Source organism: Mycolicibacterium pallens (genome assembly GCF_019456675.1).
Taxonomy (GTDB): Bacteria; Actinomycetota; Actinomycetes; order Mycobacteriales; family Mycobacteriaceae; genus Mycobacterium; species Mycobacterium crocinum.
Genome location: NZ_CP080333.1, coordinates 2,184,180 through 2,203,004, shown reverse-complemented (window position 1 = coordinate 2,203,004; position 18,825 = coordinate 2,184,180). Strand labels below are relative to the sequence as shown.

Sequence of the window (18,825 nt, the reverse complement as noted above, 5' to 3'; positions counted from 1 at the left end):
GACTCAGCGAGCGGAAACGACGAAGCCCCAGGGCAATTCGAGCCGGTGGGCCGCCAACAGATCGGCGTTGGAGAGCACGGCGGTGACAGTGTCGTCGGCCACCACCACACCGCCGTCCAGCACGATGGCCCGGTCGCACAACTGAGCGGCGTACGGCAGGTCGTGGGTGACGATCACCATGGTGGCGGGCAGCGCCGCCAGCGTCTCGGCCAGTTCGCGGCGCGCCACCGGGTCGAGGTTCGCCGACGGCTCGTCGAGCACCAGGATCTCCGGCTCGCACGCCAGCACCGTGGCCAGTGCCGCGCGGCGGCGCTGGCCGCCGGACAGATGCGCGGGACTGCGATCGGCGTGCTCGGTCATCGATACCACGTCCAGGGCGGCGGACACCCGGGCGGCTAGCGCGTCACCGGTGACCCCGAAGTTGGCCGGTCCGAACGCGACGTCCTGGGCGACCGTCGGCATGAACAGCTGATCGTCGGGGTCCTGGAACACCAGCCCGACCCGGCGACGGATGTCGCGAAGAGTCGTGCGATTCAGCGCGATTCCGCTGATCTCTATCGCGCCCGATGTCGCGGTGAGTACACCGTTGAGGTGCAGCATGAGCGTGGTTTTGCCCGCCCCGTTGGGGCCGAGGATGGCGACCCGCTCCCCCGCCGCGATGGTCAGGTCGACGCCCTCGAGCGCGACACGGCCGTCGGGATAGCGGTAGTGCAGACCCTCGACGCGGATCGCCGGCGCGCTCATCGCAGTACCCACGCCGAGGCGGCCACCGCGGCCGCCGCCACCGCCGGTGACAACGCACCGACCCACTGCACACCGGAGGCTCGCGGTCCGGCACCGACGATCGCCAGTTCGGGCACCTTGCCGTCGAAGCCCCGGGACACCATCGCCAGATACACACGTTCACCACGCTCGTAGGAACGCAGGAACAGTGCGCCAATACCTTTCGCGATCGCGCCGGCCTGATGGATCGCCCGTGGCGAATCACCGCGCGAGATCCGCGCCATCCGCATCCGGCCGACTTCGGCTGACAGCAGATCGATGTAGCGGATCATCAGCACGAGCATTGAGGTCACCAGGCCCGGCATCCCGAGCCGGCTCAGCGCCAGCGGCAACTCCCGTGCCGAGGTGGTGGCGGCGACCGTCAGCGAGGCGGCCACGCCCAGAGTGCCTTTGACGACGATTCCCCACGCCGCCCACAACCCGGCCACCGACAGCTGCAGGCCGCCCACCGCGACGCGTTCCCCGCCTTCGGCGAACGGCAGCAACACGGCCAGCACGATGAACGGCGCCTCGATGAGCATCCGCGGCAGAATCCACCGCAGCGGGATGGCAGCCACCCGCCAGACCACCAGGACGATTCCGGCGTAGACCGCGAACGGCCAGATCATCTCGCGTGGGGTTGCCACCACCGCGAGGACGAACAGCACCAGCCCGGCGATCTTGACCTCGGCGGGCGCCCGGTGCACGACCGATTCACCGTCGCGATAGAGCGGGTGGGAGTGCCCGGCACCCATCTGGTCAGTCCTTCGCGCGGCGGCTGCGGGCGATCAGCCAGAACCCGCCGAACGCGATGCCGAGCACGACGACAGCGCCGATGATGCCGGCGAGTCCACTTGTCGCCGGGTGCCCGAAGATCGTGTAGTCGGCCAGGGGCGACGTCGACATGGCGTGTTGGGTCGCATGCTGGGCGATGCAGTTTCCGGTCAGTTGTTCACCGTGACCGGTCTGGACGACCTGGCAGCCCTGCAGGGTGGCCGAGTCCAGTCCGTCCGGGCTGGAGCTGGCGAAGTAGGACACCACCCCGGCGATCAGCAGGATCGCGACCCCGAAACCAGCCCAGAACTGCCAGCGCCGGGCCGTGTTTGCACTCATGCGGGCACCGCCGCCCGCTCGCGGTCACGGCGCAGCAGGTAAACCAGATCCGGTCGGGACCGGGCGACGGCCACCACGGTCACGGCGGTGATCAAGCCTTCACCGATGCCGATGAGGACGTGGGTGCCGAGCATGTACGCCGCCACCGTGCTCAGCGATGTCGGCGCGGCACCACCGATCGCGTATTCGATGACGAAACCCATTGATGCGCAGACCGTTCCGAACAGAGCCGAAAGGAAACCGATGACGCCGAGCGCGGGGACCGAGTCAGGGCGACGTCGTCGCACCAGCGCGTAGAGGAGCCGGGCGGCGGAGTATCCCGCGGCCACACCGATAATCGCCATGTTCGTGATGTTCATCCCGAGCGCGGTGACCCCGCCGTCGGCGAACAACAGGGACTGCACCACCAGCACGATCGTGATGCACAGGACGCCGGTGTACGGGCCGATTAGGATCGCGGCGAGCGCGCCGCCGAGGAGATGCCCGCTGACGCCGGGCAGGATCGGGAAGTTGATCATCTGCACCGCGAAGATGAAGGCGGCGACCAGGCCGGCCAACGGGACGGTGCGCTCGTCGAGTTCGGTGCGCGCCCGCCAGCCGCAGAACGCCACCACGGCGACCGCCACGACTCCGAAAACCACGGAGGTAGGCGCGTTGACCAGGCCATCGCTCATGTGCATGGCCGTGATCTGGACGCTCAACATGCCTCCTCGCGATCGGGTGTGTGCCCGGTGGTCCAACCCTAATCCGCGAGCCTGATATCTGTCTACCTGTACAGATAATCGAGTGGACCGATCACCTCACTCCGCGTGGGCGGCACCGATCCAGTGCAGCAGGTCGTGCACGGTGTGATCCTCGAGGCGGTAGCTGACCTGCCGTCCCACCCGCGTCGAGGTGACCCAACCCTGCTGACGCAGCACCCGAAGTGCCTGTGACACGGCGTTTTCCGATCGGCCGACAGCGGCGGCGAGATCACCCACGCAGATTCCGGGTGCGCGGTGCAGACCGAGGAGGATCTCCAGCCGGTGCGGGTCGGACAACAGATCGAAGCGCTGAGTCCAGCTGTGGATGTCGACGTCGGCCAGCGCGGACGAGGCACGCTCGACCTTCGCCGTGTCGCCGGGGGCATCCATGCCTAGGAATCTAGCCCAGCGAGCGGGTCGAACTCGGGACGCTGGAACAATCCGGCCCGTTCGCGCGACTATTGATGCGTGGACTGCGATGTCGCCCGGGAGGCGTTATCGGCCCGGATCGACGGCGAACGTGAACCCGTTCCCGCGGCCCGGGTCGACGAACATCTCACCAGCTGTGACGAGTGCAGCGCGTGGTACGCGCGAGCGGTCGAGCAGACCCAGCAGCTGCGGCGGCTGGCCGGCCGATCCCAGGTCGCGGCCGTCGCCACTCCGAGTCCGTCGGTGCGGACGCCCCGTCCGGCAGCCGGCACCTGGCTGCGGTGGACGCTGGCGGTCGTCGGGGTCGTGCAGGTGGCGCTGGCAGTAGCTCAGGCCCTGGGCGTCAACGTTGGGACCTCGGGCGCCGCCCACCACGCGATGATGGGCGGGCATCTACTCAACGAGTCGACGGCGTGGTCGGCGGCGCTGGGTGTGGTGATGATCGTCGCCGCCGCGCGGCCGACCGCGGCCGCGGGTTTGGCCGGCGTGCTGTCGGTGTTCACCGCGATCCTCACCGCTTATGTGATCAGCGACGCGGTGTCGGGTGCGGTGAGCCTCGACCGGATTCTGTCGCACCTGCCGGTGCTCATCGGAACCGTCCTGGCGCTGCTGCTGTGGCGGACCGCGCGGACGTCCGGTCCCGAGCCTCGGTCCGACGCGGTGGGCGTCACCGCCGACGTGGTGTTGCCCGACAACGCTTCTCGCGGCCGTCGGCGCGGGCACCTCTACCCCACCGACGGCGCTGCCTGATCGTCCTCTCGCCCAAACCGACGCTCCGCAGAAGAAGGCCGAGACGCGGCCTGCACAACGTCGGTCTCGGCGCAGGTTCTTATAGCATCACGCCGAACATGATCGCCATCCCGGCGGCCATCATCGATTGGCAGAGGATCCCGAGCGGGCGCGCGGCCTCGACCGGCTCACGCTCCATCCGCACAGCCAAGTAGCGATACAGCCAGAACACCGCGGCCAACGCGAAGCCAATGGTGCACACCCAGTTCAGCGTCGCGATATATGGCGGATAGCCGACGCTGTGGTCGGTGCCCGCCGCGTCGGTGCCGCCCATGTCCATCCCCGGCATGCTCGCGTGCCCGGCATGGCCGGACGCTCCCGCCGAAGGGCCAGCAGGCGCGACGTCGGCGGTAAAGGACGCCTGCCCTGGCAGCAACCGGCCGTTCATCACCGCGTACATCCAGGCCATCGCCAGCATCATCAGCGCGTGATAGACGCCGGCGATCCGGTGACCAGCGCAGATCGGGCTCACTGTGACCGCAACGAACCAGAGGGTCGCAAGCAGGAAGAACACCATCGGCGCGACGGTGGGCAGTGCGGCTCCCCACGGCCAGGCCATCACCGCCATCGCCACCGCCATCACAACGTGCAGGAACTGGCTGACCACAGTGGCCGGCCGCCGGTCGCCGACGACGAGCGTCGACAGGCACTCCGCTGCGGCGATCACGAACAGGAGCGTGACGACCCAGCGCAGCGTCAGGTCAGCGATCACCGGTCGATTCCTTCTCTGCTCCGCACGTCAGCATTGGTCGATCCATCGCACCAGAAAGTTCCCATTGCGGCGACTCGACTACGACAAGCAGTCGTAGACTCGCGTCGATGGAAGCCACCCGCGCAGGCACCCGACCAGCAGGTCGGTGGATCCTGGGCGGCTACCTCGCCACAGTCGCCGCGCTGGTCGCCTACGCCGTCGTGTCCGGCGAACGCCGCTTCAGCGCCACCGGCGACTCCTACCCCGGTGCGCCGACCAGCGTCGCCGAACTGATCGGATACTTCACCGCGACCCTGGCCGGCGCGATCTGTCTGGGCTCGCTGGTCTTCGTCATGATCACCGCCGAGCCCGACGAGCGCGGTGTGCTCGACGCGTCGTCGTTCCGAGCGCACCTGCTGGCCGAGCGACTGGCTCCGGTCTGGTTGGTGACCGCGCTCGTGATGATCCCGGTGCAGGCGGCCACTGCGTCGGGTGTATCGGTCGCCCGGTTGATTGGTGGTGGCGGCCTCGGAACTGCCCTCGGCGCATCGGAAATGGCGCGCGGCTGGATCGTCGTGGCGGTGATCGCGGCCGTGGTGACCGTCAGCCTGCGTGCGACGGTGCGCTGGGTGTGGCATGCGGTGCTGCTGATTCCCACGTTCATCGGCGTGATCGTGCTGCCGGTCAGCGGTAACGCGGGCCAGGGCCCCGATCACGACTACGCAACGTCTGCGGTGATCGTGTTCGCCCTCGCGCTGGCGGTGTTGACCGGTGTGAAGATCAGCGCTGCCGTCTCGCCGCCGAAAGCCGAACTGCGGCGGCGGGTTCGGGTCGTTGAGCTCACGGCCGGCGTGGCGGCGCTGGTGTACGGGGCCCTGCTATTAATCCTGTTGGCAACGCCGACCTGGTTTGGTTCGGACTACGGACGATTCGGCGCGCTGGCCGCGGTGGCCCTGCTCGGCACCCTGTTCGCGAAACGAGCGGCAGGCGCACTGGGCGCCGTTCTCGCGGTGGCGGCCGTCTCCGTTATGGCAATTCAGACCGCGCCACGGCTGCTGACCCACCAATTCACCGCATGGGATGTCTTCCTCGGCTATCAGCTCCCGGACCCCCCGAGTGCGCTTCGGCTGCTGACGGTTTGGCGCTTCGACGTCCTGCTCGGGGTGGCGGCCATCGCGCTGGCCGTGGGCTATGTGATCGGCTACCTCCGGTTGCGACGGCGCGGCGACGGCTGGCCGCCCGGTCGTCTGGCCGCGTGGCTGTTGGGTTGCGCCGCGCTACTGTTCGCCACCAGCTCGGGTACCCGGGCGTACGGCTCGGCGATGTTCAGTGTGCACATGGCAGAACATATGGCCCTGAACATGTTCATCCCGGTGTTCCTGGTTTTGGGCGCGCCGATCACCCTGGCGCTGCGGGCGCTTCCTGTCGCAGGCGCCGGCCGTCCGCCCGGGCCGCGGGAATGGCTGCTCTGGCTGGTGCACTCTCCGGTATCGCGGTTCTTGTCCCATCCCGCAACGGCTTTCGTGTTGTTCGTGGGCTCGCTGTACGCGGTGTACTTCACCCCGGTGTTCGACACCCTGGTGCGTTACCACTGGGGTCACGAGTTCATGACCGTGCACTTCCTGATCACCGGGTACCTGTTCTTCTGGGGCATCATCGGCATCGACCCCGGCCCCAAGCGGCTGCCCTTCATCGGACGCCTCGGACTGTTGTTCGCGGTGATGCCGTTCCACGCGTTCTTCGGAATCGCAACGATGACCATGACATCGGTGCTGGGCGGCACCTTCTACCGCAGTCTGCGGCTGCCCTGGCTCACCAGCCTCGGCGACGACCAACATCTCGGCGGTGCGATCGCCTGGGGCTCGAGTGAGCTTCCGGTGATCGTCGTGGTGATCGCCCTGGTGGTGCAGTGGGCGCGCCAGGACCGTCGGACCGCCGCCCGTACCGACCGGCATGCCGATGCCCACTACGACGACGATCTCGACGCCTACAACGCGATGCTGCAGGAGCTGGCCAAAAACCGGCGCTGAGCCAGCGTCTCAGACGAGAACCGTCTTCGTCGTGACGGCGGCGAAACGGTCCTGGACATCAGCCCAGTTGACGACGTTCCAGAAAGCCTCGACATAGTCGGCTTTGACGTTCTTGTACTGCAGATAGTAAGCGTGTTCCCACATGTCGACCTGCAGCAACGGAACGATGCCGGGTGGAACGTTCGCCTGCTGATCGTAGAGCTGGAACGTCAGGAGCGCGCCGCGGAGCGGCTCATAGCCCAGCACCGCCCAACCGGAGCCCTGCAGCCCGTTAGCAGCGGCGGTGAACTGGGAACGGAATCCGTCGAACGATCCGAACGCGTCATCCATCGCCGCCGCCAGTTCACCGACCGGCTTGTCACCTCCGTTGGGCGACAGATTCTTCCACCAGATCGAGTGGTTGAGGTGGCCGCCGAGATGGAATGCCAAGTTTTTCTCGTTGAGGAAGATCGCGGCGTGGTCGTCGTTGGCGCGCGCTTCTTCGAGTTTGGCGAGCGCGTCATTCAGGCCCTCGACATACGTCGCGTGGTGCTTGCTGTGGTGGACCTCGTTGATCTCACCAGAGATGTGGGGTTCCAGCGCGCTGTAGTCGTAGTCGAGCTCAGGCAAGGTGTAACCGGTCATCACATCAGCTTATCTGTTCAGGTGTTCAGATGATAGAGTGACGTCAGGCAGGCCGGTCGCGGGCGACGAGTCGATGCAGCACATCGCCAAAGCTTCACATTGAGGTGGCAGCCCGCGTCCGGCTTCGCCACAAGCTCGCGCGTGACACCGGTACGACAAGATCAGCGCTCAACCAAGGTCGGCAGAAGAAGTGTGCCGACTCACTCGATCGGTTCGTCACCCAAGATCGTGGTGCGCAACATCATTCGACCGGAGTCGTCGGCGTATTGCCCGGCGCGGTGCAGCACACCGCGGTTGTCCCAGATGACGGTGTCGCCCACCGACCAGCTGTGGCGATAGACGTTGTCCGGGCCGGTGGCCTTCTCCAACAGATCGGCCAGGATGGCCCGACCCTCGTCGACGTCCATCCCGACGATGTAGTCGGCCGAGGCGCCGAGCACCAGCGACTTACGTCCACTGCGGTGCGTCCACACCAGCGGGTGCTCGTGCGTCGGACGGGATCGCCACCGCGCCAGGTCCTCGGCCGTCGGGTTCGGCGTGATCTTGCGCTGCGAGGCCTCCAATGAGTGCACCACCCGCAGCGGCCCGAGCCGCTCCTTGTCCTCGTCGGACAACACGTCGTAAGCGGTATAGGCACTGGCGAATTCGGTGTCACCGCCTTCAGCGGCCACCTGTTTGGCCGATAACAGCGTGGCCTTCTGCGGGCATTCGTCGTTCGTCGGGGTGCAACCGTCGATATGCCAGAGGAACGCGGCGCGCAGGTATTGGGCGCTGGCATTCTTGGTCTTGTCCATCGTGATCGGATAGATGCCCGACACCGGATGGCGGCCATCGGCGGACCGGTCCACCTCGCCGAGGCGGGAGCAGAACGCGACCTGCGCCTCCGGGGTCAGGTTGAGGCCGGGGAAGACCAGAACTCCGTTGTCCTCCAACGCATCCAGGACGGCCTCGGCAGTGTTGTCATCGGTGCCGAGTTGATCGGAGTTCAGTCCGGTCACCTCGGCCCCGACCGTTGAGGTCAGCTTGGTGATGGTGAGCGTGCTCATGAGACCTCCTAGGGTCGGGGTTCGCTGACGCGCACCATCTCGGCGTCGCATGCGTCGACGGGCCGCGGCTGGTGCATGATCTCGACCGACATCGCCACCATGATCAGCGAGTAGATGAGGTACAGCAGGTTGGTCGCATCCTGCGGCAGCTCGTCGAGCGAGAACTTGTCGCAGTATTCGATCGCTTCTTCCAGGCGGGGAAAGAACGCGTTGTAGAAGTGCTCCATGTCGGCCATGCTGCTGTTGACCCGCTGCTCCCACCGCTCGGTCTCAGTGGCCAGGCACCACACGGGAGCGAACTCCTCGAGTTCGGCAAACGCGCTGGGCAACATCGCTTCTGACATGCCTATGCCCCCGCCCCGGTGGTCTCGCGCTGATAGTCATCGACCCAGTCGACGACGGCTTTGTGCAGATGCCGGACCAGGATCTCCTGGTCGTTGAGCGGGAAAGCGTCGACGACACCGGTTTCCAGTGCGGCCTGGGTGCCCCCGAGCATGCCGGCGTCCTGCAGCGCGAACTCTTTGAGCACGACCGACGCCACCTCGTGTTCGATACGCTCCCGGACAGTGCGCGCCGGGCTGAAGTACGTGAACGCCTCGAAACGGTGCGTGTTGTGCGAGGTGGGCCAGTAGCGATAGAGCAGATACCAGCCGCCGTAGATCAGAATCTCGATGTTGGGGAAGATCTGGAAGTTCGAGATGCCCCACGGCTCGATGTTGCCGGGGTTCAGACCGGGCGGCAATTCACCGATATCCGGTGTGCGCCAAGGCCCGACAAGTCCGCTCTGGGTGGCGAGCTCGATCGGATACATGTACTCCGGCGGCAGCAGCCAGCGTCGGGTTCCGGCGGTTGACACCACCCGGTGTGGCCCGTCGAGTTGGAAGTGTGCACAGGTGAATCCGGCGTTCGGGACGCGCACCTCCGGCGGCACCTGTTGGGGGTGCAGGGACGGCACGTGGTAGTACTCCTGGAAGGCGTCGGCGAAGATCTTCCAGTTGCTGTTGTTATTGGCCACCCACTCGTAGCGCTCAGTCAGCTTCTCGAACGGGTAGGCGTCGAGCGCAGTCACCATGGGCCCGAGGAACTCTCGCAATGTTTGGCGGGGCTCACGGTCGAGGTTGATGAAGATGAAGCCGTTCCACACGTCGCAGTGCACCGGGCTCAGCCCGTACTGCTCCTGGTCGAGGTCGAAGAACTCCCCGCTCTGCTGGACGAAGTTCAGCGCACCATCCAGCCCATAGCGCCAGCCGTGGTACTTACAGGTGAATTGGCGGCAGGTGCCACGGACCTCTTCGGTCGGATAGTCGTTCCACGCCAGCTTGTTTCCTCGGTGCCGGCAGATGTTGTGGAAGGCGCGGATGACGTCATCCTTGCCCTTGACCACGATCACCGACGCCCGCGCGACCTCGATCTCCTTGGTGAAATAGCTGCCGACACGCGGCAGTTCCTCCACCCGGCCGACGTTGAGCCAGGCTCGCTTGAAGATCGCCTCACCCTCGAGCTTGTAGAACTCCGGCGAGGTGGAGTCTTTGAACGAGATCGGGCCGGTGCCCAGATCCGGGTAGTGCTCGGTCCAGCTGCCTTCGGCGGGCTTGGGCCAGGTGACGGCGGCCATGGGAACCTCCTGGTATCGGATTAGGTTGCTGACAAGTGCTGTGCGGCAGCCGTTCTCACATCACTGCGCCACCGTTGACGCCGATGGTTTGACCGGTGACGAAGCCGGCTTCATCGGAGCTGAGGAATCCGACCATCGCGGCGATGTCGTCGCCGGTGCCCAAATGTCCGATGGGGATGTTGGCGGCCATCTGCTCGGTCGACGGCAGGATTCCGGCGGCTTGTTGCTGATGCTGCATCGGCGTCTCGATGCCCGACGGCGGGATGTTGTTCACCGTGATGCCGCGCGCAGCGTACTCGCGGGCCAGGGACCGGGTCAGGCTCAGTACCCCGCCCTTGGATGCCGCGTAATGGGCCATTTCCGGAGACCCCCGCTGGGCACTCGACGACGAGATCATGATGATCCGTCCCCAGCCGGCGGCGAGCATGTCCGGCACCGCGAGCTGGCAGGCGTGAAAGGTACCGGTCAGGTTGACCGCGATGACCCGCTCCCAGTCCTCGACGCGCATATCCACGAACGGCGCGAAGCCGAACAGTCCGGCGCTGGTGACCAGAATCGTCGTCGGCCCGAGCTCGGAACGCACCTTCGCGAACGCGTCTTCCATCACCGGGCGGTCGGCGACGTCGGCGCCGACTCCGATCGCGGTCACACCTTCGGCACGGAGGTCGTCGGCAACTCGTTGTGCCGCAGACTCGTTGAGATCGAGGACGGCGACGTTGTTTCCGCGGCGCCCGAGTTCGTGGCATGTCGCTTCACCCATACCCGACCCGCCGCCGGTGACCACCGCAACCCTGCTCATTGACGCTCCCTCACTCGTAGACGATCCGCACGGTCTTGGTCGTGGGCATCGCCTGACACGTCAACACCCAGCCGTCGGCAACTTCGTCGTCGTCGAGCGCGTTGTTGTTGAGCATCCGCGCGGCACCTTCGGTGACCTGCGCGATACACGTTCCGCAAGAACCGGTTTCGCACGACGACGGCGCCTTCAAACCCGCCATCCGCGCAGTCTGCAGCAACGTGTTACCGGACCGGTAGTCCGCGGTCGTGGTGCGCCGGTCCAGCTCGATGATCACCTGATCGGTAACTTCGTCGCCGGCTGCCGGCGCCGCATCGACCGGCGTGGCCGCGACGAACCGCTCGAGGTGCACCTGAGCGGCGGGCACCTTCGAGTCCCGCAACGTGGCCTCCACCGCATCCATGAACAGCGTTGGGCCGCAGACGAAGTATTCGGCGTCGCCGACGCCGGCGAGAAAAGTCCTCAGCGCGGTCGGGGTCACCACACCGTGCTCACTGTCGAGGTGGTGGTGTACAGCGATCCGGTCGCCGTATTCCTCGGCGATGCCGCGCAGTACCCCGGCGAAGATCACCGAGTCCGCGCTGCGGTTGGCATAGAACAACCGAACCCGCCGGCCGGTGGTCGCCAGCGCTGTGCGGATGAGCGAAAAGACCGGGGTGATACCGCTTCCGCCCGCGAAGGCCACGATGTCCCGGTCCGAGGAATCCAGAACGAAGCGGCCCTGCGGGGCTTCGGCGTGGATCTCGGCACCGGCCACCACGGTGTCGTTGATCCAGTTCGACACCACCCCGCCCGGGTCACGCTTGACGGTGATCCGCAGGGGTTCGGCCAAGGCCGGCGACGACGACATCGAATAGCAGCGCCGGTGCTCCACGCCGGCAACCGTCACCCGCAGGGTCAGGTATTGGCCGGCGGCATAGCGGAACCGGTCTTCGTGGTCGGCGGGCACATCGAAGACCAACGAGACACAATCGGCGGTCTCGGACTGCACATCGGAAATCCGGAGCCGCACGACATCGTCGCCGCTGAGTGTTGTTCCCATCGCGGCCAAGGATATCAAGTACTTGTCATTGGTATCAAGCACTTGATTTCAGCGTCAGTCGGCGTCCGGGTGCAGAGTGAAGGAGACCTCGCCGTGCCCTTGTACGACAATGCGAACCAGCAACTCCGCCAACGTCTTCCGCTCTTCGGCGGTCAGCACGGAGAACAACTCGTCATGGGCGGCGACGGCGTCGGCATTGGCGGCGGTAACGGTGCGCCGCCCCTTCTCGGTGAGGTAGGCACGCTGGATGCGCCCGTGCTCGGGATCGGGCTTACGTTCGATCAGACCGTTCTTTTCCAGCGTGGCCAGCGCCAGCTGAGCCCCCTGGGGGCTGATCAGCAGCCGGCGACCGAGTTCGGCCCCGGACAAACCCGGTTCGTCGGCGAGCTGACGCAACAGACCGGTTTGCGCACTCGTGACACCGTGTTTGCTCATCGCTTCGTTGACGGTGTGCCCTGAGTAGTGAAACGCCTGCTTGAGCAGCCAGAGGAGATTCTCTTGTCCGTTTTTCATTGCGCTGCCGCCTGTTTGTAGACCTCGCCGCCCTTCATGACGAATCGCACGTCGAGGGTCGTCGAGATGTCCGCGGAGGGATCTCCGGGTACCGCGATGATATCGGCTAGATTCCCCGGTGCCAGACGTCCGAGTTCGTCGGCCTCGTCGATCAGCTCGGCGCTGGTGATAGTGGCCGCACGCAGCGCCTGCATCGGCGTCATCCCGCGATTCACCAGCGCGACGAGCTCCTTGGCCTGTTGACCGTGCGGTATCGCCGGGGCGTCGCTGCCGCAGGCGATCTTCACCCCGGCGGCGATCGCCTTGGGCAGCATCGCCTTGGCTTGTGGGAACACGGTCTCGGCCTTGCGCCGCAGTTCCGGCGCGATGCGGTCGATCGCCATCGCCTCGGTCAGATACGTGGTGGAGACCAAGAAGGTGCCGTGGTCCACCATCATCTGGATGGTCTCGTCGGAAGCCAGGAAGCCGTGCTCGATGCAGTCGATCCCCGCGCGGATGCACGCCTGGATCGCGCTGTCCCCCACCGCATGTGCGGCGACACGAAGGCCGGCCCGATGGGCCTCGTCGGCGATCGCGGCGAATTCGGCGTCGGAGAACTGCTGAGAACCCGGCGAGGTGCTGTGCGACATGACGCCACCGGAGGCCGACACCTTGATCAGCTTGGCGCCATGGCGGATCTGATACCGCACGCACGCCTGCACATCGGGCACGCCGTTCGCAATACCCTCGGCCACGCTCAGCGGCATGATGCCCGGGGCCAGTCGCTGGAACACCGTCGGATCCAGATGCCCGCCGTAGGGCGTCACCGCATGCCCGGCCGGATAGATGCGTGGCCCGATATGCCAGCCCTGGTCGATCGCGCGTTGCAGGGCGACGTCGAGCAGATATCCGCCCGTCTTGACCATCAGGCCGAGGTTGCGGACGGTGGTGAACCCGGCCTCCAGCGTGGTGCGCGCATTCACTGCGCCGCGCAGCGTGCGGTAGGCCGGATCGTCCTGCACCCCGTGCATCGGACTGGGCAGCCCGTCGGGACCGCCCGGGCCGCCGATGAGCAGGTTGAGCTCCATGTCCATCAGCCCGGGCAGCAGGGTGACGTCACCGAGGTCGATGACAGTGGCCGAATCCGGCAGCGGCGAGGGTGGATTCACGGCGGTGATGCGATCGCCGTCGACGACGATGACGGCCGGCGACCGAACCTCCCCGGCCTCGATGTCCGCCCACCGGGCCGCTTTGAGAACAGTCGCGCTCACGGGACCGGTTCGATGACGCAGTCCAGCGCGGTCGCGCCGGTGTCCGGAACCTTGGGCTGTTTCCAGCACTCCACCGGGAACGACACGATGATCATCGAGTACAGCAGGTGCATCAGATTCAGCACATCTTCCGGCAGATCGTCCAGAGAGAACTTGTCGCAGTACGCGATTGCCTCTTCGGCGCGCGGAGTGATGGCGTCGTAGAACGCCTGCATCTCGGCCATGGTGCTGGCCAGCCGCTTGGCGTAGCGCTGCGATTCCGATGGCAGACACCAGTCGGCGAACTCTTCGAGATCGGCGAATTCCTCGGGCAGTTTGGCCATCGTCACACCTCGGCTTTCTTGCGCTGGTACTCGTCAACCCAGTCGGCCGTCTCCTTGTGGAGGTGCCGCAACAACACTTCCTGGTCGTTGAGCAGGAACTTGTCGACGTAGCCCGACTCGACCATCATCTGCGTGGCCTCAAGGGTATTGGCGTCCTGCAGGCCGTACTCCTTGAACGAGGCGGCGGCCAACTCCTGCGCTATGCGTTCCCGCGGGCTGCGCGGCTGCGGGAAATACGCCGAGCCTTCGAAGATGTGGGTGTTATGCGAGGTGGGCCAGTAGTGGTACGTCAGGTACCAGCCCTGCCCCCAGATGAGGATGACGAAGTTCGGGAAGAGCTGGAACGAGTCCAGCCCCCACGGATTGCACTTGGCCGGGTTCAGGCCCGGTGGCATCTCGCCGAGGTCTGGTCCGTCCCACGGCCCGAAAAGTCCACTGCGGCAGATGTCTTCGATCGGCTTGCGCATCTCGGAGTCCATCTCCCAGACCCGCACTCCCGACGTGCTCACCAGGCGGTGTGGGCCGTCGATGCGGTAGTACGGGGCCTCGAACCCCGCTTCGGCCGCGGCTTGCGAATACTTCGTCGGTGACTGGTTCGCGTGCAGTACCGGCGCGTGATAGAACTCCTGGAACGCATCGAGGTACAGCTTCCAGTTCGCCTTGACCTCGCATCGGTAGTAGAACCGCGACGTCAGCTTGTCGAAGGGATAGCCCTCCAAGCCGGTGATCATCGGGCCGAGGAACTCGGTCAGCGACTGCTCGGGCACGGGCGCGAAGTTGACGAAGATGAACCCCTCCCAGACATCACAGTGCACGGGCACGAGGCCGTAGCGGTTCTTGTCCAGGTCGAAGAACTCCTCCTCCTGCTGAACGAAGGTGAGGTTGCCGTCCAGGTCGTAGCGCCAGGCGTGGTATTTGCACACGAATTGCCGGCAGGTCCCCGAGCTTTCCGCCCGCGGGTCGTCATCCCAGACCAGCTTGTTGCCCCGGTGCCGGCAGATGTTGTGGAATGCGTTGACCTTGCCGTCACGGTTGCGCACCACGATGATCGAGGTGTTGACGACCTTGAGTTCTTTGGTGAAGTAGTTGCCGGTACGTGGAATCTGTTCCACCCGGCCCACATTGAGCCAGGCGCGCTTGAACACCGCCTCACGTTCGAGTTCGTAGAACTCCGGGCTGATGGAATCCTCGTAGGACACCGGACCGGTCCCCAGCTCGGGGTAGTGCTCGGTCCAGCTGCCTTCGGCGGGCTTGGGGAAGCGAGGCAACGTCTTCTCCTTCGACGGGTGGATACCGTTCGACGCTATTGCTGCCTCAGAAGAATAACAAGTAGTTGATATTGATCGATAGGGGTTGCCCAGAGATCAGCGCCGAATCGTCTCGCGGATGACGGTGGCGAAGCGCTGCCCCATACGTTCGTGAGCTCCCGGCCCCGGATGCAGCCGATCGACAAGCGGGAACTCGGCGAAATCGGTCGGCCCGTAAAGGTCGAGTCCGTCGACGTAGCGCAGATGCGGGTCGGCGGCCGCGCGTTGGCCGACGATACTGGCGAGCTCGTCGCGGATGACGCTGAGCGTGAGCTTGCCTGCCGACACTTCGGTCGGATCACCGGTGGCGGCGAAAGCCAGTGTTCCCCCGCTGAAGTCCGGGGCAAGCGGTCCCGGCGTGTGTTCATGGATCGGACAGTGCACCGCGGAGACGACGATGATCGGCGTGGTCGGGTGGCCGTCGCGGATAGTGTCGAGGAAGCCGTGCACGGCCGGACCGAACGCGCGCACCCGCATCAGGTCGGCGTTGACGATGTTGATACCGATCTTGACGCTGATCAGATCGGCCGGAATATCGCGCATCGTGCGGGCCGTGAAGGGGTCCAGCATCGCCGCCCCGCCCATCCCGAGGTTGACCAGTTCGACGTCGGCGCGGGCCGCAGCCACCGCCGGCCAGGTCCCCGTGGGCCGTACGGCGTTGGACCCGTGACTGATGGAACTGCCGTGATGCAACCAGACGGGCCGCGAGATCGGCGAGGCCTCCAGCGGGCGGTCGCTCCGTAGCGCGATGAGTTCAGTGATCTCGTTGTGCGGCAACCAGATTTCGACCGTCTTGTGCCGATCCGGAAGGTCGGCGAAGCGAATCACGCTCGGCGCGCCGGGGATCAGTTCCTCCGTACCGGCGGTGGCATCCTTCATCAGCACATTGCCGCCGGACAGGCTGGCGTGCGCGGTCAACTCCCCGTCGACGACCAGATCGTAGACACCGTCGGGTCGCATGGGCATGCCCCGATAGGCAGGCCGGGTACGTAGTGCTTCGAGTTCGATCTCGGTGGCCCGCGTGTCGAACACCAATCGGCAACCGGCAGGCTGAGATTCGGCCATCGCCAGCTGGGGGTCATAACACTGCGCCCTGGCCCATGCGGGCAACCGGTGCGGCAGCAGGCCGTGTGGCGTCTATTCGAGTTCCTGGGCACCGCGCAGGAACTCGAGGGATATCGGCGTAGTGACGCGCACGGATTCAGCCGACGACGGTGTAATCCTCGTCGGCGAGTGCAGCCCGCACCTGCTCGACGGTGATATCGCCGTCGACCCGCACCACCGATGTGCCCTCGGCGTCGAGGTCGATCTCGACGCCGTTGACCGCTGGCAGTTCGGTGAGCGCTTCGGTGACCACCCGCACACAACTCTGGCAGTGCAGGCCGGTGACCTCGAATGTCTGTGACACGAAATATGCCTTCCGTTAGCGGGCGTCGAAGTTACGCAGCCGCAGGCTGTTTGAGACGACGAAGAATGACGAGAACGCCATCGCCGCACCGGCGATGAGCGGGTTGAGCAGCCCGGCGGCGGCGATCGGAATGGCCGCCACGTTGTAGCCGAACGCCCAGAACAGATTGGTCCGGATCGTGCGCATGGTGGCCTTGGCCAGGTCGAGGGCCTGCGGGACGATGTCGAGATCGTCGCGCACCAGGATGATGTCGGCGGCGCCGATCGCCACGTCGGTGCCGCGCCCGATCGCCAGGCCCAGGTCCGCCGACGCCAGCGCGGGGCCGTCGTTGATGCCGTCGCCGACCATGGCGACCACTCGGCCCTGTTCGCGCAGTTGCTCGATGACGTCGACCTTGCCTTCCGGCAATACCTCGGCGATGACTTCGTCGATGCCGACCTGCGCCGCCACCGCGCCGGCGGCGGCGGCGTTGTCACCGGTGAGCAGTACGGTCCGCAGCCCCCTGCGGTGCAGGGCGGTCACCGCGTCCGACGCGGATTCCTTGACCGCGTCGGCTACCGCGATCGCCGCGCAGACCTGTCCGTCCACCGCGACGAATACCACTGTCTCCCCGCGGGATTCACCACTGCGCCGAGCTGACTGAACCGACTCGGGCACGTCGGCCTGCCCGGCGACCCAGGACGGGCGTCCGACTGTCACCCGGTGCCCCGACACCGTGCCGGCGACCCCGCGACCTGGATGGGCACGGAAATCCTCCACCGGCCGACGCTCGTCGGTGGCGGTCGTGATGGCCACGGCGACAGCATGTTCGGAGGCGACCTCGACGGCCGCGGCCAGCGCCAGCACCTCCTCAGGTGACCGGTCGTCGGTGACGGTCACCTCGGTGACCGCAAGATGCCCGGTGGTCAGCGTGCCGGTCTTGTCGAACACCACGGTGTCCACCGCACGGATGGCCTCCAGCGCCCGATAGCCCTTCAGGAAGATGCCGAGCTGCGCGCCGCGCCCGGAGGCCACCATCATCGCAGTCGGGGTCGCCAACCCCAGAGCGCAGGGGCAGGCGATCACCAGTACCGCCAGTGCGGCCGAGAACACCCGGTCAGCGTCGGCTCCGGCCAACAGCCAGCCCACTGCGGTCAGTGCCGCGATCAGGAACACGACCGGCACGAAGACACCGGCGATCCGGTCGGCCAGCCGCTGAGCGTCAGCCTTCTGGGCCTGTGCTTCTTCGACCAGCCGGACCATCCCGGCGAACTGCGTGTCGGCCCCCACGGCGGCGGCCTCGACGATCAACCGGCCGTCGAGCACTACCGTCCCGCCGATCACCGGCCCACCGGGCCGGGCGCGCGAGGGTTTGGCCTCGCCGGTCATCGCGCTCATATCGATCGCGGCGTCACCCTCGACCACCAGCCCGTCGGCGGCGATCGTCTCGCCGGGACGCACCACGAACGTCTGCTGCTCTTTGAGTTCGTCGGCGGGCAGCACCATTTCGCTGCCGTCGGCCAGCAGCACCGACACATTCTTAGCGCTCAGCGCGGCGAGCGCCCGCAGCGCGCTGCCCGCCCGCGACTTGGCTCGCGCCTCGAAGTACCGGCCGGCCAGGATGAAGACGGTGACACCGGCGGCCACCTCCAGATAGATGGCGTCACTGCTCAGCAGCGCCTGCCAAATGCCTGCGGCCTGCCGATCGTGGTGGCCGATGAAGATCGTGTAGAGCGACCACAGCGTGGCAGCGGTGACCCCGACCGAAATCAGCGTCTCCATCGAGGCGGTGCCGTGGCGGGCGTTGCGCAGCGCGACCCGGTGGAACGGCCAGGCCGCCCATGTGACGATCGGCGCCGCGAGGGCGGTCAGCAGCCAGCCCCAGCCGGTGAACCGGGTGCTGGGCACCACCGCGAACATCACCGACAGATCGGCCAGCGGCACGAACAGCACCGCGGCGATGGCCAGTCGGCGCAGCAGGCTGCGGGCCAACGTGTCGTCGGGGTCCACCGGTTCGGTCGCTGTCGCCGAGCGCGGGGCGGCGTCATAGCCGGCCTTACGGATCACCTCGCACAGGTCGTCGGTGGCCACCGTTTCGGCGATATCGACGCTGGCCACCCGGGTGGCGAAGTTGACCGACGCGCGCACCCCGTCGAGCTTGTTCAGCTTGTTTTCGACCCGGGCGGCGCACGCCGCGCACGACATCCCTGAGACATCGAGTTCGACACGATGGGCGACGTCAGCCACGCCGCTGGCGGCTGTGCCGCCCACGACCGACATCGTCATCGCTCTCCTTGGTTGAGTGGGGACCCGACCGAAGAGTCGTCTGCCGAGGCCGTCAGGTTCCCGGCCACCCAAAATACGC

At 66.3% G+C, this 18,825-nt stretch carries 21 protein-coding genes; 2 read left to right on the top strand and 19 right to left on the bottom strand.

All coding sequences use genetic code 11. The annotated features are described in order from the left end of the window. Window positions 1-3: 3 nt before the first annotated feature. The 5 genes from K0O64_RS10865 to K0O64_RS10845 form a co-directional block, all read right to left on the bottom strand. Entirely contained in the window at window positions 4-744 is a 741-nt protein-coding gene (locus K0O64_RS10865) for an energy-coupling factor ABC transporter ATP-binding protein (RefSeq protein ID WP_220046361.1), read from the bottom strand. Continuing rightward, the gene (cbiQ, locus tag K0O64_RS10860) at window positions 741-1,517 is read right to left on the bottom strand and encodes a cobalt ECF transporter T component CbiQ (RefSeq protein WP_220046360.1); all 777 of its coding nucleotides are present in this window, start codon (window positions 1,515-1,517) and stop codon (window positions 741-743) included. Before cbiQ ends, K0O64_RS10865 begins: the two co-directional genes overlap by 4 nt. A gap of 4 nt (window positions 1,518-1,521) precedes the next feature. Next, a complete protein-coding gene (locus K0O64_RS10855; RefSeq protein ID WP_220046359.1) occupies window positions 1,522-1,875 on the bottom strand; it encodes a PDGLE domain-containing protein in 354 nt (117 codons plus the stop codon). Beyond that, entirely contained in the window at window positions 1,872-2,579 is a 708-nt protein-coding gene (locus tag K0O64_RS10850; RefSeq protein ID WP_220046358.1) for an energy-coupling factor ABC transporter permease, read from the bottom strand. Before K0O64_RS10850 ends, K0O64_RS10855 begins: the two co-directional genes overlap by 4 nt. A gap of 96 nt (window positions 2,580-2,675) precedes the next feature. Beyond that, a complete protein-coding gene (locus tag K0O64_RS10845; RefSeq protein ID WP_071945963.1) occupies window positions 2,676-3,008 on the bottom strand; it encodes an ArsR/SmtB family transcription factor in 333 nt (110 codons plus the stop codon). A gap of 78 nt (window positions 3,009-3,086) precedes the next feature. On the opposite strand from K0O64_RS10845, the gene K0O64_RS10840 reads away from it, so the two are divergent. Next, window positions 3,087-3,797, top strand: coding sequence for a DUF2275 domain-containing protein (locus K0O64_RS10840; protein ID WP_220046357.1), 711 nt, complete (start codon window positions 3,087-3,089; stop codon window positions 3,795-3,797). A gap of 79 nt (window positions 3,798-3,876) precedes the next feature. Here the strand turns inward: K0O64_RS10840 and K0O64_RS10835 are convergent, their stop codons facing one another. Further along, window positions 3,877-4,548, bottom strand: a complete 672-nt coding sequence (locus K0O64_RS10835; RefSeq protein ID WP_096311128.1) for a DUF5134 domain-containing protein — start codon at window positions 4,546-4,548, stop codon at window positions 3,877-3,879. A 107-nt stretch (window positions 4,549-4,655) separates the two neighbouring features. Between K0O64_RS10835 and K0O64_RS10830 the strand changes: the two genes are divergently transcribed. Beyond that, window positions 4,656-6,557: a cytochrome c oxidase assembly protein gene (locus K0O64_RS10830; RefSeq protein ID WP_096311127.1), complete on the top strand. Its 1,902-nt coding sequence runs from the start codon at window positions 4,656-4,658 to the stop codon at window positions 6,555-6,557. Window positions 6,558-6,566: 9 nt separating this feature from the next. Here K0O64_RS10830 and K0O64_RS10825 read toward each other — a convergent pair whose 3' ends face one another. The 13 genes from K0O64_RS10825 to K0O64_RS10765 all read right to left on the bottom strand — a co-directional run bounded on the left by K0O64_RS10825 (window position 6,567) and on the right by K0O64_RS10765 (window position 18,746). Beyond that, entirely contained in the window at window positions 6,567-7,181 is a 615-nt protein-coding gene (locus K0O64_RS10825) for a superoxide dismutase (protein ID WP_096311126.1), read from the bottom strand. Window positions 7,182-7,381: 200 nt separating this feature from the next. Further along, the gene (locus tag K0O64_RS10820; protein ID WP_096311125.1) at window positions 7,382-8,227 is read right to left on the bottom strand and encodes a TauD/TfdA dioxygenase family protein; all 846 of its coding nucleotides are present in this window, start codon (window positions 8,225-8,227) and stop codon (window positions 7,382-7,384) included. 8 nt (window positions 8,228-8,235) lie between these two features. Continuing rightward, the gene (locus tag K0O64_RS10815; RefSeq protein ID WP_071945977.1) at window positions 8,236-8,571 is read right to left on the bottom strand and encodes a hypothetical protein; all 336 of its coding nucleotides are present in this window, start codon (window positions 8,569-8,571) and stop codon (window positions 8,236-8,238) included. Between the two features lie 2 nt (window positions 8,572-8,573). Continuing rightward, complete coding sequence (locus tag K0O64_RS10810; protein ID WP_096311124.1) at window positions 8,574-9,842, bottom strand: aromatic ring-hydroxylating oxygenase subunit alpha; 1,269 nt, start codon at window positions 9,840-9,842, stop codon at window positions 8,574-8,576. Window positions 9,843-9,897: 55 nt separating this feature from the next. Continuing rightward, a complete protein-coding gene (locus tag K0O64_RS10805; protein WP_096311123.1) occupies window positions 9,898-10,641 on the bottom strand; it encodes an SDR family NAD(P)-dependent oxidoreductase in 744 nt (247 codons plus the stop codon). Between the two features lie 10 nt (window positions 10,642-10,651). Beyond that, window positions 10,652-11,680 carry a ferredoxin--NADP reductase gene (locus K0O64_RS10800; RefSeq protein WP_096312795.1) on the bottom strand — a complete coding sequence of 343 codons (1,029 nt, stop codon included), beginning with the start codon at window positions 11,678-11,680 and terminating at the stop codon, window positions 10,652-10,654. A gap of 54 nt (window positions 11,681-11,734) precedes the next feature. After that, complete coding sequence (locus K0O64_RS10795; RefSeq protein WP_071945988.1) at window positions 11,735-12,193, bottom strand: MarR family winged helix-turn-helix transcriptional regulator; 459 nt, start codon at window positions 12,191-12,193, stop codon at window positions 11,735-11,737. Then, window positions 12,190-13,443 carry a metal-dependent hydrolase family protein gene (locus K0O64_RS10790; RefSeq protein ID WP_096311122.1) on the bottom strand — a complete coding sequence of 418 codons (1,254 nt, stop codon included), beginning with the start codon at window positions 13,441-13,443 and terminating at the stop codon, window positions 12,190-12,192. The genes K0O64_RS10795 and K0O64_RS10790 overlap by 4 nt, the downstream gene beginning before the upstream one ends. Beyond that, window positions 13,440-13,766 carry a hypothetical protein gene (locus K0O64_RS10785; RefSeq protein WP_096311121.1) on the bottom strand — a complete coding sequence of 109 codons (327 nt, stop codon included), beginning with the start codon at window positions 13,764-13,766 and terminating at the stop codon, window positions 13,440-13,442. Before K0O64_RS10785 ends, K0O64_RS10790 begins: the two co-directional genes overlap by 4 nt. A 2-nt stretch (window positions 13,767-13,768) precedes the next feature. After that, window positions 13,769-15,034 carry an aromatic ring-hydroxylating oxygenase subunit alpha gene (locus K0O64_RS10780; RefSeq protein WP_096311120.1) on the bottom strand — a complete coding sequence of 422 codons (1,266 nt, stop codon included), beginning with the start codon at window positions 15,032-15,034 and terminating at the stop codon, window positions 13,769-13,771. Between the two features lie 96 nt (window positions 15,035-15,130). Further along, window positions 15,131-16,105: an SGNH/GDSL hydrolase family protein gene (locus K0O64_RS10775; RefSeq protein WP_321189726.1), complete on the bottom strand. Its 975-nt coding sequence runs from the start codon at window positions 16,103-16,105 to the stop codon at window positions 15,131-15,133. 169 nt (window positions 16,106-16,274) lie between these two features. After that, on the bottom strand, window positions 16,275-16,481 hold the full coding sequence (locus tag K0O64_RS10770) for a heavy-metal-associated domain-containing protein (protein WP_071946000.1): 207 nt from the start codon (window positions 16,479-16,481) through the stop codon (window positions 16,275-16,277). A 15-nt stretch (window positions 16,482-16,496) separates the two neighbouring features. Continuing rightward, window positions 16,497-18,746: a heavy metal translocating P-type ATPase gene (locus K0O64_RS10765; RefSeq protein ID WP_425574804.1), complete on the bottom strand. Its 2,250-nt coding sequence runs from the start codon at window positions 18,744-18,746 to the stop codon at window positions 16,497-16,499. Window positions 18,747-18,825: the final 79 nt, after the last annotated feature.